The sequence below is a fragment of the Leptolyngbya sp. FACHB-1624 genome (assembly GCF_047649235.1).
GTDB lineage: Bacteria > Cyanobacteriota > Cyanobacteriia > Leptolyngbyales > Leptolyngbyaceae > Leptolyngbya > Leptolyngbya boryana.
The window spans coordinates 1,728,195-1,740,613 of record NZ_CP180258.1 but is presented as its reverse complement, the minus strand read 5'-3'; the positions used below and the strand labels follow the sequence as shown (position 1 = coordinate 1,740,613).

Here is a 12,419-nt window from a genome sequence, read left to right as displayed (position 1 = left end):
CACTCTTTCAAGTTGATAATTGACTCAGGCTGTAATCGAGTTTTTCCGCGATCGCACTCACCCAATTTTCATCCTGCTTGGTAAAGCTTCGAGGTGCATTCGCTCCTAAAATCAAAACGCCTTCTTTACCGATGGGCTGACAAATCACACCCTGCGTATTTTCGGGCAGATAGTCAAACTCAATCTTGCCAGGATAAACATTGAGTGCGACGAGATAAATCGGTTTTTGCTTCTCGAGAACTCGCGCTAAGATTGCGCCCGGTTTTACCTCTTTCACAGGGCTAAGAATGCCACGACGCAGCAGCACTTTGCCGCGATAGAAAACAATCAGCGATCGCGTTACCGTATTCGTCAGCAGAATATGAGAAGCCCATGCTAACTCAGTCTTTACAGCTTCCGGTAAATTTGGATCGAGATCAAACCCTTCTTCACCGATTAATTCGACACTATCAGGTGTACGAGGCTGGATTTGCTGCCAGATTAAGCCCGTCAAAATCAGAATCGCGCTCAAAATCACACCCAATGCATCCGATCGCGCTTGAGAATCTGTGAGAGCAGGGGTGAGAATTCGATTCGTAAACAACAAACTTCCACCCAAAACGCCAACTGCGATCGGTAAAAGGCGTAAAATTCGATTCGGATCAGACTTTGCCATAGGACTTAGTTGAGCAATATTCTTTAACCGTACAGGAGGATGTGATTTGCTGGATCTGTTGAGTGCAGGATTACTGTCAGGGTGGCTGAAAATGGCGGGATTACCCACCTCATTTGATCCGAGCGAAATGCTCGATCGCGTCACGGTTCAGACTCCATTCTGGCAGGCGAGCGATCCAGATGCAGAAAAAGTGGTCAAAGATTATCTGAAATTCCTCAACAGCCAAGGATTAAAGGCGAATGAGCAAGGAATTTGGCTACAATCTGGCGCAAATCTGCTGCTTAGCAATCAAGGTACAACTCCTGTGCCAGCAGCTTCTCTGACCAAAGTTGCAACTTCGCTGGCAGCCTTACAGACTTGGGGAGTCGATCACCAATTTGAGACGCTGATCGGTACAACTGAAGCTATTGAAAACGGAGTGTTACAGGGGGATTTAGTCATTCAAGGTGGTGGTGATCCTCTGTTTGTCTGGGAAGATGCGATCGCGCTTGGCAATGCCTTAAATCAGCTTGGAATTACTCGTGTGACAGGAGATTTAGTTATCACAGGTAGCTTTATGCTCAACTTTCGAGAGAGCACTCTGCAGTCCGGTGAACTGCTCAAACAAGCACTCAACTCAAAAACGTGGGATTCTGACATTCGTGATGAATTTGGGGAAGTTTCAGGAAAACGTCCAACCATTGAAATCAAAGGAAAAGTCAGGACTGGATCAGCTAGCCAGCAGACGACATTGTTAAAACATCGATCGCTACCGTTAGTGCATGTGCTCAAACATCTCAATGTTCATAGCCAAAATGAGATGGCGCAGATGCTAGCAGATAACTTAGGAGGCGTGAAGACTGTGATTGAAAAAGCATCTTCAGCCGCAAACGTTTCACCCAATGAACTCTTGCTAGCAAATGGGTCTGGACTCGGAGTTGAAAATCGCATCTCTCCTCATGCAGCTTGTGCCATGTTTGCAGCCCTTGATCGTACTCTGTATCCATTAAACTTGTCGATCGCTGATTTTTTCCCGGCTTCCGGTGTCGATCGCAACGGAACCCTAGAAGATCGAGCAGTGCCAGAACATGCCGTCATTAAAACCGGAACTCTTAGAGAAGTGAGCGCTTTAGCAGGAGTGTTACCGACTCGCGATCGCGGTTTGATCTATTTCGCGGTGATCAATCGCGGCACTGACATTCTGGAACTGCGATATCAACAAGATTTACTCCTGCAAGCTTTGCAGAAAGTATGGGGTGCAAACATCGATGCAACTGTGGTTCAGCCGAGTCCGTGGTTAAAGAAAACGCCATCAGCACAACGCATTGAGGTCGTTCAGCGCGGGTAAACCCAACCGCCTCGACGGTTCACCGTACCTATGAATTTCATCCGGGGCGGCAACCCCAACCTTTGGCTTCCGGTTTGCCCCAATGCGCCTAACCTTGATTCCTCCTAAATTAGAAACATCGAAACACAGAACGCTACTCTCTAGACAAGGTAACCGCCATGATGACTTCTACTCGTTTGCAAGAAATGGAAATGGCACGTCGTCAGTTTAATCAACTCTTCAGCGAACTGATGCCGACTCGCGAAACAACTTGGTCACCTGCGATCGAATTCACCGCGACAGAAGCCGAATTCATTCTTCGCGCTCAACTCCCAGGCATCGCTGCCAAAGACGTTGATGTCCAAATCGGACAAGACACCGTTTCGATCTCAGGTGAGCACAAATTAGAAGCGACAGAAGCCAAAGGACTCCGTTCTGAATTCCGCTATGGCAAATTCCGCCGCGTGATTTCGCTCCCTGCTGCTGTGCAAAACGATCAAGCCAAGGCTGAATTGAAAGACGGTATCTTGACCCTCACCCTACCTCGTCTACAAGCCGTGAAACCCACAATCGTCAAACTCAATCTCGTCGAATCAGAAGCGCAAGCTGAAGAAACGGCAGACGTTTGGAACTCCTAAATGTGGGCTTGGGAGATAGGGAGATAGGGAGCAAGAAGCGCAATTTTGATTCTCCCCATCTCCCCACCCCCCACTCCCCACTCCCCCTCAACCGTCCCCGAAATGGTTCGGTAGGTACGGTAAATACCCCTTCATGGAACGCCAGAACCCGAACAGTATATTAGGTAGGGGATGGAATGCTTTGGTGGCACTGAACTGAAAATTACCCGTTTGAGTCCCGCCGCCCCGATATAAATTCTGGCACTTGCGCCAGTCCCCTACCCCGAACCGCATTGATTAAGTGATGGAGCCGAAGCACCCATATGGCAAAAGTTGTTGGAATTGACTTAGGAACGACAAACTCGTGTGTCGCTGTGATGGAAGGTGGTAAACCCACTGTAATCGCAAACGCGGAAGGATTTCGCACGACCCCCTCAGTCGTCGGTTACGCAAAAAATGGCGATCGCTTAGTTGGTCAAATTGCCAAGCGCCAAGCCGTCATGAACCCAGAGAATACGTTCTACTCGGTCAAACGGTTTATCGGTCGCAGATTTGACGAAGTGACCCATGAAGCAACAGAAGTTGCTTATAAAGTCCTGAACGTTGGCGGAAACGTTAAACTCGATTGCACCGCCCAAGGCAAGCAATTTGCACCGGAAGAAATCTCTGCTCAAGTCCTCCGGAAGCTGAAAGAAGACGCAAGTAAGTACCTCGGCGAAGATGTGACCCAAGCGGTGATCACAGTTCCCGCTTACTTTAACGACTCTCAGCGACAGGCAACCAAAGACGCAGGGAAAATTGCAGGTCTAGAAGTGCTCCGAATTATTAACGAGCCGACTGCTGCATCTCTCGCATACGGTCTTGATAAGAAGAGCAATGAAACGATTCTCGTATTCGACTTAGGTGGTGGTACGTTTGACGTATCAATCCTTGAAGTTGGCGACGGTGTATTTGAAGTACTCGCGACTTCTGGAGACACTCACTTAGGTGGAGACGACTTCGATAAAAAGATCGTAGATTTCTTAGCTGATGGTTTTGCCCGTGCAGAAGGCATTGACCTCCGCAAAGATAAGCAAGCACTTCAGCGTTTGACTGAAGCGGCTGAGAAAGCAAAAATCGAACTGTCGAGCGTGACTCAAGCGGATATTAACCTCCCGTTTATCACTGCAACTCAAGATGGGCCGAAGCACCTCGATACCACGTTGACTCGTGCGAAGTTTGAGGAATTGTGTGCGGATCTTATCGATCGCTGCCGCATCCCGGTTGAAACTGCACTCCGCGACTCGAAGCTTGACAAGAGCAAGATCGATGAAGTCGTTCTCGTCGGAGGTTCGACCCGGATTCCCGCAGTCCAGGAAGTTGTAAAACGCGTCTTGGGCAAAGATCCGAACCAAACCGTGAACCCAGATGAAGTGGTTGCAATTGGTGCAGCAATTCAAGCAGGTGTCTTGGCAGGTGAAGTTAAAGACATTCTCTTGCTCGACGTATCGCCGTTGTCCTTGGGTGTTGAAACCTTGGGCGGTGTGATGACCAAAATCATTCCTCGCAACACCACGATTCCGACCAAGAAATCGGAAGTATTCTCAACCGCAGTCGATGGACAAAGCAATGTAGAAATCCATGTGCTGCAAGGTGAGCGCGAAATGTCGAACGACAACAAGAGCCTTGGAACCTTCCGTCTCGATGGAATTCCTCCTGCTCCCCGTGGCGTTCCTCAAATCGAAGTCACCTTCGACATTGATGCGAACGGTATCTTGACTGTCTCTGCGAAAGATAAGGGCACAGGTAAAGAACAATCGATCAGCATTACCGGAGCTTCAACCTTACCGAAAGATGATGTTGAACGGATGGTACGCGATGCTGAGCAAAATGCTTCGACCGATAAAGAACGTCGTGAGCGGATTGATCTCAAGAACCAAGCAGATTCCTTGGCATACCAAGCTGAGAAGCAAATCAGCGAGCTAGGCGATAAAGTCCCTGCCGATGATAAGACTAAAGTTGAAGGATTGGTCAAGGATCTCAGAGATGCGATCGCTGCTGAAGACTTCGACAGAATTAAGTCTCTCCAGACCGACCTGCAACAGTCCTTGTACGGCATTAGCCAAAACCTCTATCAGCAAGCAGGCGGCGAAGCACCTGGCGCTGATCCAGGTGCAAGTGCTGGTGGCGGTGGTTCGACCTCGGGTGGCGATGATGTCATCGATGCTGACTTCACCGAGTCGAAGTAAGTTCTCTAGTTGATTGAGAAATGAGGCTGGTAGTTCCCTTTGCTGGAGCTACCAGCTTTTTTATAGCTTGAGCTAGACCTCTTGTATAATGCAGATAACATTGACATAAGCTTATGCAAGATTCTCCTCGTCGATCAATGCCAATTGTAAAGACAAGCATGAGAGCGCCAAACCAAGATATTGCTTATTGGCAAACTCAATCTTTTCAGGCGAGAATCAATGCATTAGAAGAGATTCGTCGAGAGTACCATCTCTGGAAATACGGTGATGCTGAACCAAGACTTCAGAGAGTTTATACAATCATTAAACGATAATCAGGTTCGATATCTAGTTGTGGGCGGCTATGCAGTTGCAATTTACGGGCATCCTCGCTACACAAAGGATTTGGATGTCTGGATTGAGATGACCCAGGAGAATGCAACTAATATCATGCAGGCATTGCAACAGTTCGGTTTTGGTTCCCTGAATTTAACCGTTGAAGATTTTCTAACTTCGGATCAAGTGATTCAACTCGGATATCCACCCAATCGGATTGATATGATTACAACGCCAGATGGTGTGGATTTTGCGACTTGTTTTCGTACAAGGTCTGAAATCGAAGTTGATGGAGTCATGGTCAATTTTATCGACTTGGAGAATCTGAAGCGGAATAAGAAAGCATCAGGACGGTTACAGGATTTAGCTGATTTGGAAAAGCTTGAAAGTGGAGACTGATTGAAGAACATTTATGATTTCTACGAATCAGGCAAGCCTTCAGAAAATTCTTACTAGGGCATCGCTGCTGAAGACTTCGATAGAATCAAGTCTCTCCAGACCGACCTGCAACAGTCCTTATACGGCATTAGCCAAAACCTCTATCAGCAAGCAGGCGGCGAAGCACCTGGCGCTGATCCAGGTGCAAGTGCTGGTGGCGGTGGTTCGACCTCGGGTGGCGATGATGTCATCGATGCTGACTTCACCGAGTCGAAGTAAGTTCTCTAGTTGATTGAGAAATGAAGCTGGTAGCTCCACTCATAGGAGACCACCAGCTTTTTTAAGCATCTAAAGAATATGTTCAGTTAGCAACATCTAAGCCTGTCAAATCTCTGAATGTATAACGTAGCTTCGTGCTCGTCGCTCCTAAAGTGACTCTGGTTTAAGATAGACCTTCGCCCATTTGTAGCGGTCTGGATCTTTATTGAGAAGATACTCGACAACTTCTCGGCGTTTTTCCTTCTGTTTCGTCATCCTGACAATTTTTTCAATTTCATTGTCTGTATCAGTCGCTCCACGCTCTACTGCCATTTCAAACCAATCATCGCCCTGAGTATAGTTACCTCGATCGTAGGACAAAGCGCCCATTAAGGTGAAAGGCTGATGACTCTCCGGTTGGTATTCCATAGCTTTTGTTGCACACTGTTCTGCCTCATCTAGCTGTTCCAAATCGCGGAAAGCTGCTCCTCTTGTAACGAGCAAAGCTGCTTTCAAGTCTAGTTCTTTTACTTTGTCCCAATTCAGAGTCTCTGTCACCTGTAACGCTTTTTCAGGTTTACCTGCTTTGCGCCAATTACTACTTGCACTTGCTAGATTCCATCGATTTCCAGTACGTCGGTATTCTTTCTCATAGAAAATAGCTTCTAATCGATAGTGAGCGATCGCAATGTTGCCAGTTCGAGAAAGACGACCTTCTTCAATAAGTTGCACAACTTGTTTTGGGTCAAGTCGTTCTCCTCGCTCCAATCTGAGCATGATTTCGTAGAATGGCTCGATCGCTAATGCTCCGAAAATTCGATATTTTGTTTTTAACATCCTGAAATGCGTCTGTATCAGTATCTGTGCTGTTCCAGCCAATCCTTGATCTGATAGCCATTGAATGTCTCCTGCAATAACTTGGGAATCCCAGTTCCGCATAGAGGTTTCTGAATTGAGTGCCTCAAGACGTTTCAAAATCAGGAACAAAGGATTAGTAGGCTCTGAACTCTCGCACTGAGTTGCTTGATACTTCGATTTCAGTGATGCAAAAAGAATTTTATCTTTATGATGCTGTGCAAGAATGACGAGCGTGTTTAGATTTTGCTTGCTTAGCCATTTGCATTCCCGATTGACTAGCGCCTCTTCTGCGTCTAACTTCTTGAGAATGGTATAGAGCGGACTAGAAATAGAAGTATCCGGATGCGCTTCAACTTGATATTTTGTCTTAAGCACTGAAAACTCGCGTTCAGCTTTTCTCTCGTTTTCCTGCTGCCAATAAATGTCTAATGTTTCATAGAAATCATGAGCTAAAAGCCAATCTGCTTCAGCATCAGTTAACTGTTCACGAACATCCAGTTTTTTCAGAATTGAGAAGAGAGGCTCCTCTGGGAGACGATCAAGATGTTTTGCCGCTTTGTAGGTCACTTTGAGTTGCGAAAACTGCAAAACTTCCTGAATCACTTTCCTTGTATCTACAAGAGCATCATGATTGAGAAGTTCTAACTCCGAAGCTGAAATAACACCTCCAGATTCTACTTTCCAGAGCAATGAACTGATAGGATTTGAGATCGTAAGCTCTGCATCTTCTGGAATACAATAGCGAACTCGGAGCCGCAAAAGTTCAGCTTCTAGTCTTTGTAGCTCTTCGGTTTTGTATTGCTGCAAATCAATGATGCCAGCGGTTTTAGTGAAGCGATTCTCAATGAGCCATTGAAACTCTATCTCTGTAATCTGAATCCCTAACTCAGCTTTCCTAAGAATGAAATACAGAAAAATGTCCGGTTCAGCAGATTGGTTGTGCTCAACTTGATACTTCTCCTTGAGAGCAGTAAAGTGCTGATTCTGAAGCTTACGATGATCCATATAGCGTGAAATACTCGTTAACGATCGCTCGTCTAGATTACCCACGCTAGAAAATCTTACAAACGAGGCAGCGAGATTGAACTTACATTTCGTCCAATCTCGCTGCTCGCAAGTTTTAGACAGACTTCAGAGCGTTTATCAGCAGACTATTCCTCATCTTTTGCAGCCGTGCGTTCGATCTTGTGGCTGAACGTAATTAACGCCTTGCCCAAGGTGTGCAGAGGCCCTTTCACACCGCGAGCCGCTTCATCTCCGATCGCATTCGTTTGCTCGCCAAGCGTCTCTAGCACCTCCGCAATTTCACTTCCATCAGACTTTTTGCCCCTCAAGAGTTTTTTCAGTTCCTTCAAAGATGCAGACAACTCTTTGATATTGTCCTCCTTGTGACCTTTGAGAAAATCCACCCATTCATCGATCGAATCGATCGCTTCATTGGATTCGATCTCCGTAGGATCTCCGTGTAGAATCTCTGTCAAAGATTCGACATCGGGAGCATTATCGAGATCTGATCCTCCGCTTGTTTGTTGAGCCGAATTTTGCTCTTTTTCTAACTTAGAAGAATCCATTTCTTTTTGTGGTTTTTTGTCTTTTTGGGTTGCCATAATTGTTATTCCTGCTATGTTTCAGCCGAGTTATGACATTCAAAATAAAGTTATTAAAAATGTATTTCCTCATCTAAAAGAAGAGATATAAATCACACTTTTGGATGAGTACAATCACATCCGAAATATGACACAGATCACAGCCCTAAATTGGTCGAAATGCCCTCTATACAAAGGATTGAGATCTTGCGTGTTTCTGCCGAATTCATACCAGAAGAAACTCGATCAGTACCGTATATCGACGATGGCTTGAAACCATTTCTATACAGAAAATAAGCTCAACGCTGATGTGAACTTTGACCTTGTGGTAGATGATGGCAACTCAATCTTCTTTACGCTCCCGTGGAATGGAACTGTTAGTTTCGTATCACCAAAACCCCTCGGTAAGACTGCGAAACCAGTTGGTGCAGATGAATGCAGGTTTAGTGCGGAAAATCGCTCATCGGGTGAGTCATCAATGTGCAGAACCCTATGAAGACCTCGAACAGATTGGATATTTAGGGCTGATTCGAGCGATCGAACGGTTTAATCCCAATCAAGGATGCGCGTTCAGTTCGTTCGCCGTACCGTATATTCGAGGCGAAATGCTTCACTTCTTACGCGATCGCGCTGGAACCGTCAAAATTCCCCGTCGCTGGCAGCAATTGAATAAAGAAGGGCAACGAGTCCGCGAACAATTAATGGAAGCCTTCGGACGGCAACCCAGTGACGAAGAGATTGCAGATGTATTAAAAGTGTCGGTGAACGAATGGCGCGAGAGCAAACTGGCTGCAAAGAACCGATTACCGCTGAGTTTAGACGCAACCGTGTGTCAGCAGTTAGATTCTCCGATGACATTGGGCGACACCTTACCCGATGTCAGATATCAAGCCCTCCAAGTGCTCGAAGAAGACCGCCAGCAATTACAACGCGCCTTAAATCAGCTTGAAGATAAGACCCGCCAAGCGATCGAATATGTTTTCCTACATGATTTATCGCGTAAAGAAGTCGCAGAACAGATTGGAGTCAGCCCGATGACGGTGACGCGCCGGATTCATCGCGGAATTCAACAAATGGTCGGATTGCTTCATCCTCAAGTGATGCAGAGCGATCCCTAAGAAATTGACAGCCAAATTTTTCATCTATCGAGTCGCCGGATTGAATCAATCCGGCGTTTCTTGTCTTTCAAGATTTCAATAAAATAAGCTCCCCGATTGGTTGAGAATCAGGGAGCTTAGACGATCGCTCAATTAAAAAATCTAGCCAACCTTGAGCAATTCCACATCAAAAAATAGCGTCGAATTTGGTGGAATCGGGCCAATGCCTCGACTTCCATACCCCAAATCGGGTGGAATTTCTAAAGTGCGACGACCGCCCACTTTCATTGAGCCAACGCCTTCATCCCAGCCTTTGATCACCTGCCCTACGCCAATTTTGAATTTGAAAGGCTGACCGCGATCGCGAGAACTATCAAACTTCGTGCCGTCTTTTAACGTTCCCGTGTAATGAACCGTCACGAGTTGACCCACTTCAGGAGTCTCGCCCGTTCCTTCAACCACATCAACATATTTCAGACCAGACGCAGTTTCGGTCGGTTCTTTCGATTCAGCAGGATTCGGAGTTGTCATCGGTTTTAAATCAGCAGCTTGTGCTACTTGAACTACAGGAGCAGCTTCGGTCTTAGGCATTTCAGCAGCGATCGCGCTATCACGAGAACCTCCCGTAATCTGTGCCACGACCAGCACCGCAATACAAGCCACCATGACGCCGAAGCTGATCAAAATCTCTCTCATGATCAGTTTTCTTGAATGTGCTTTTCAATTTTCACACTGATTCTCATTTCCAGAGCTTATTTTCTAAATCTCGCACCTGTCGCTCTAAGCGATCGAGTCTGCCGCGCAATTCATCCATTTCGTTCTGGCGAGGCACACCCAAATCCATCAGCATGTTGCGAAGCTGCCGCTGAAACTGGGCTTCAAATCCGCCCTGCTCGGTTTTCAGTTGATTCATCAGATCATCGACGAAGCCTTTTGCCTGATCGGGATTGAGTTTGCCCTCTTTCACCCACTGATCCCCAACTTCTTTGAGTTTTTCAGCGACCAAAGACGTTGTGCCCACACCGAGCATCAGCAGTTGCGTGATCCAATTGTTGTTATCCATATTTTTAGTCGTTCGTCGATCGTGGCTGCATTCATTCTGGCAAATCCTTGTTAATCCGCAACAGGACGGTTTCCCGTCTGCGTCCATCCAGTGCGACACTAGAAATACACGCTTGCTGTGATTTTCGCGAATTTTATGTCAGATTCTCAAACCATTAGTGCTGCAGTTGCCGCACTTTATAACACCTACCCTTTTCCACCAGAGCCTTTATTAGATGAGCCACCACCCGGCTACAACTGGCGCTGGAATTGGCTGGCTGCGTATAGTTTTTGTACCGGACAGAAACCGAAACGCCAAGATGTCCGGATTTTAGATGCGGGATGTGGAACAGGCGTTGGCACAGAATATCTTGTGCATTTGAATCCTCACGCTCAGGTGACGGGGATTGATTTGAGTGCAGGGGCGTTAACCGTTGCGCGAGAGCGCTGTCAGAGATCGGGAGCCGATCGTGTTGAGTTTCATCACCTCAGTCTCTACGATGCCAATCAACTTTCCGGTCAGTTCGATTTAATTAATTGCGTGGGCGTATTGCACCATTTACCCGATCCAAACCGAGGGATTCAATCCTTGGCAACCAAACTGGCGCCGGGTGGATTGATGCACATTTTTGTGTATTCAGAATTGGGACGATATGAAATTCAACTGATGCAAGAAGCGATTAAGCTTTTGCAATCGGATCGATCCGACTATCGCGAAGGCGTAGCGATCGGGCGGCAGATTTTTGCGTCCTTGCCTCCAAACAATCGTCTGGTGCGCCGAGAACAAGAGCGCTGGTCGATGGAGAATACGCGCGATGAGTGTTTTGCCGACATGTATGTCCATCCGCGTGAAGTCGATTACAACATTCACACGCTGTTTGAGTTGATTGATGCGTCTGGATTGAATTTTTTAGGCTTCTCAAATCCGCGTCAGTGGGAGGCATCGCGACTGTTCAATCAGCCGGACTTGCTGGAACGGGCGGACAAATTGAGCGATCAAGAAAGATATCGCTTAATTGAACTCCTTGATCCAGAGTCGGTGACTCATTACGAATTCTTCTTGAGTCGAGGGGAATTACCAAAATCAGATTGGAGTTCGGATGAAGCCCTTTTACAGGCAATTCCTGAACGCAGTCCTTGTATGGACGGATGGGAGAGCCGCTGTTTGTTTAATTACGATTACCAAATCATCAATCTGGCTGAAGATGAGTTTGAATTTTTGAAGGCTTGCGATGGTAATCAGACACAATCGGTGCAAGAGATTCTCTCGACGGTTTCGATTTCGATCGATAAAGTGCGATCGCTGCAAGAACAGCAGCTTATCTTACTGACTCCGTAGGATTTGTTGCCGTTTGTGAAGGAATTCATGGCTGCCGATTCAAGCAAGCGGTCATGAATCCCTTCAGCCAGAATACGATTTTCTCGGCTGATGTCCGTTCTCACAGCATCACTCAGGCGCTTTTGACAACCCTCAGAGTAGAAATTCTTTGATCGGCAATTGACAAAATCCCCGTGTCAAAAGTCATTAAGTATTATTACCTCCACATGATATGATTGCTTCTGGTTCAGATTGTTGGGGATCGCTCGGACATCAATGATATTCGATCGTTATCATGACAATGTGAATCTAACTTTGGAGCCGCGCCTGCTATGGAAGAAACGATCCAAACTGGTACAGAAAAACCAGAGTCAAGTCAGTCCATGGATGACTTTTATCGACTCCAAAATGAGTTGCTAATCGTAACCGTGATCTTGACTGGGCTAATATTCTTCCCTGTCTGGTATTTCTATTCGCTCAACACTGCTCTGAATTATTTAATTGGAGCGTGTACAGGTGTGGTTTACTTAAAGTTATTGGCGCGAAATGTAGAGCGACTCGGTACGGAAAAGCAAAAAATCAGCAAAACACATTTAGCTGTTTTTATTGGGGTAATGGTTCTCGTTACTCAAGTGAAAGATCTTCATGTGCTGCCTGTATTTCTAGGCTTTTTAACGTATAAAGGAACCCTACTCGTCCATACCTTGCGGATTCTGTTTAAGCCTGAACAAACTCAGACCTAACTTAATAGAAATTCGCGAA

The 12,419-nt window shown here is 46.4% G+C and carries 13 protein-coding genes; 8 read left to right on the top strand and 5 right to left on the bottom strand.

From position 1 onward, the window contains the following. Positions 1–7: 7 nt before the first annotated feature. Positions 8–655, bottom strand: a complete 648-nt coding sequence (locus ACMUEV_RS08040; RefSeq protein ID WP_190650512.1) for a cofactor assembly of complex C subunit B — start codon at positions 653–655, stop codon at positions 8–10. 46 nt (positions 656–701) lie between these two features. Between ACMUEV_RS08040 and ACMUEV_RS08035 the strand changes: the two genes are divergently transcribed. The 5 genes from ACMUEV_RS08035 (at position 702) to ACMUEV_RS08015 (ending at position 5,791) form a co-directional block, all read left to right on the top strand. Further along, the gene (locus ACMUEV_RS08035; protein ID WP_242044345.1) at positions 702–1,982 is read left to right on the top strand and encodes a D-alanyl-D-alanine carboxypeptidase; all 1,281 of its coding nucleotides are present in this window, start codon (positions 702–704) and stop codon (positions 1,980–1,982) included. 158 nt (positions 1,983–2,140) lie between these two features. Then, on the top strand, positions 2,141–2,599 hold the full coding sequence (locus ACMUEV_RS08030) for an Hsp20/alpha crystallin family protein (RefSeq protein WP_190650510.1): 459 nt from the start codon (positions 2,141–2,143) through the stop codon (positions 2,597–2,599). A gap of 302 nt (positions 2,600–2,901) precedes the next feature. Further along, entirely contained in the window at positions 2,902–4,806 is a 1,905-nt protein-coding gene (gene dnaK, locus ACMUEV_RS08025) for a molecular chaperone DnaK (protein ID WP_190650508.1), read from the top strand. A gap of 267 nt (positions 4,807–5,073) precedes the next feature. Continuing rightward, positions 5,074–5,520: a nucleotidyltransferase domain-containing protein gene (locus ACMUEV_RS08020; protein WP_190650506.1), complete on the top strand. Its 447-nt coding sequence runs from the start codon at positions 5,074–5,076 to the stop codon at positions 5,518–5,520. A gap of 13 nt (positions 5,521–5,533) precedes the next feature. Continuing rightward, positions 5,534–5,791 (top strand): hypothetical protein, encoded by a 258-nt coding sequence (locus ACMUEV_RS08015; protein ID WP_190650504.1) that lies wholly within the window; start codon positions 5,534–5,536, stop codon positions 5,789–5,791. A gap of 134 nt (positions 5,792–5,925) precedes the next feature. Here the strand turns inward: ACMUEV_RS08015 and ACMUEV_RS08010 are convergent, their stop codons facing one another. Together ACMUEV_RS08010 and ACMUEV_RS08005 are read right to left on the bottom strand one after the other, a co-directional pair. Continuing rightward, positions 5,926–7,665 (bottom strand): hypothetical protein, encoded by a 1,740-nt coding sequence (locus ACMUEV_RS08010; RefSeq protein ID WP_347277600.1) that lies wholly within the window; start codon positions 7,663–7,665, stop codon positions 5,926–5,928. Positions 7,666–7,766: 101 nt separating this feature from the next. Then, positions 7,767–8,222 (bottom strand): hypothetical protein, encoded by a 456-nt coding sequence (locus ACMUEV_RS08005; RefSeq protein ID WP_190650502.1) that lies wholly within the window; start codon positions 8,220–8,222, stop codon positions 7,767–7,769. A 311-nt stretch (positions 8,223–8,533) separates the two neighbouring features. Here ACMUEV_RS08005 and ACMUEV_RS08000 point away from each other — a divergent pair, with 311 nt between their 5' ends. Continuing rightward, complete coding sequence (locus ACMUEV_RS08000; protein WP_239741201.1) at positions 8,534–9,319, top strand: RNA polymerase sigma factor SigF; 786 nt, start codon at positions 8,534–8,536, stop codon at positions 9,317–9,319. 141 nt (positions 9,320–9,460) lie between these two features. Here the strand turns inward: ACMUEV_RS08000 and ACMUEV_RS07995 are convergent, their stop codons facing one another. Beyond that, complete coding sequence (locus ACMUEV_RS07995) at positions 9,461–9,994, bottom strand: FKBP-type peptidyl-prolyl cis-trans isomerase (protein ID WP_017289636.1); 534 nt, start codon at positions 9,992–9,994, stop codon at positions 9,461–9,463. A 43-nt stretch (positions 9,995–10,037) separates the two neighbouring features. After that, complete coding sequence (locus ACMUEV_RS07990; protein WP_017289637.1) at positions 10,038–10,361, bottom strand: phasin family protein; 324 nt, start codon at positions 10,359–10,361, stop codon at positions 10,038–10,040. Between the two features lie 135 nt (positions 10,362–10,496). On the opposite strand from ACMUEV_RS07990, the gene ACMUEV_RS07985 reads away from it, so the two are divergent. Together ACMUEV_RS07985 and ACMUEV_RS07980 are read left to right on the top strand one after the other, a co-directional pair. Next, positions 10,497–11,678, top strand: a complete 1,182-nt coding sequence (locus tag ACMUEV_RS07985) for a class I SAM-dependent methyltransferase (protein ID WP_190650500.1) — start codon at positions 10,497–10,499, stop codon at positions 11,676–11,678. A gap of 311 nt (positions 11,679–11,989) precedes the next feature. Next, positions 11,990–12,400, top strand: coding sequence for an ATP synthase subunit I (locus tag ACMUEV_RS07980; protein ID WP_017289639.1), 411 nt, complete (start codon positions 11,990–11,992; stop codon positions 12,398–12,400). Positions 12,401–12,419: the final 19 nt, after the last annotated feature.

Bases quoted from the DNA above. Each gene is read 5' to 3' on its own strand.
- ACMUEV_RS07980 (WP_017289639.1), top strand. From the start codon at position 11,990: ATGGAAGAAACGATCCAAACTGGTACAGAAAAACCAGAGTCAAGTCAG.
- ACMUEV_RS08040 (WP_190650512.1), bottom strand. From the start codon at position 655: ATGGCAAAGTCTGATCCGAATCGAATTTTACGCCTTTTACCGATCGCA.
- ACMUEV_RS08030 (WP_190650510.1), top strand. From the start codon at position 2,141: ATGATGACTTCTACTCGTTTGCAAGAAATGGAAATGGCACGTCGTCAG.
- ACMUEV_RS08020 (WP_190650506.1), top strand. From the start codon at position 5,074: ATGCTGAACCAAGACTTCAGAGAGTTTATACAATCATTAAACGATAAT.
- ACMUEV_RS07990 (WP_017289637.1), bottom strand. From the start codon at position 10,361: ATGGATAACAACAATTGGATCACGCAACTGCTGATGCTCGGTGTGGGC.
- ACMUEV_RS08005 (WP_190650502.1), bottom strand. From the start codon at position 8,222: ATGGCAACCCAAAAAGACAAAAAACCACAAAAAGAAATGGATTCTTCT.
- ACMUEV_RS07995 (WP_017289636.1), bottom strand. From the start codon at position 9,994: ATGAGAGAGATTTTGATCAGCTTCGGCGTCATGGTGGCTTGTATTGCG.
- dnaK (WP_190650508.1), top strand. From the start codon at position 2,902: ATGGCAAAAGTTGTTGGAATTGACTTAGGAACGACAAACTCGTGTGTC.
- ACMUEV_RS08015 (WP_190650504.1), top strand. From the start codon at position 5,534: ATGATTTCTACGAATCAGGCAAGCCTTCAGAAAATTCTTACTAGGGCA.
- ACMUEV_RS07985 (WP_190650500.1), top strand. From the start codon at position 10,497: ATGTCAGATTCTCAAACCATTAGTGCTGCAGTTGCCGCACTTTATAAC.
- ACMUEV_RS08000 (WP_239741201.1), top strand. From the start codon at position 8,534: ATGATGGCAACTCAATCTTCTTTACGCTCCCGTGGAATGGAACTGTTA.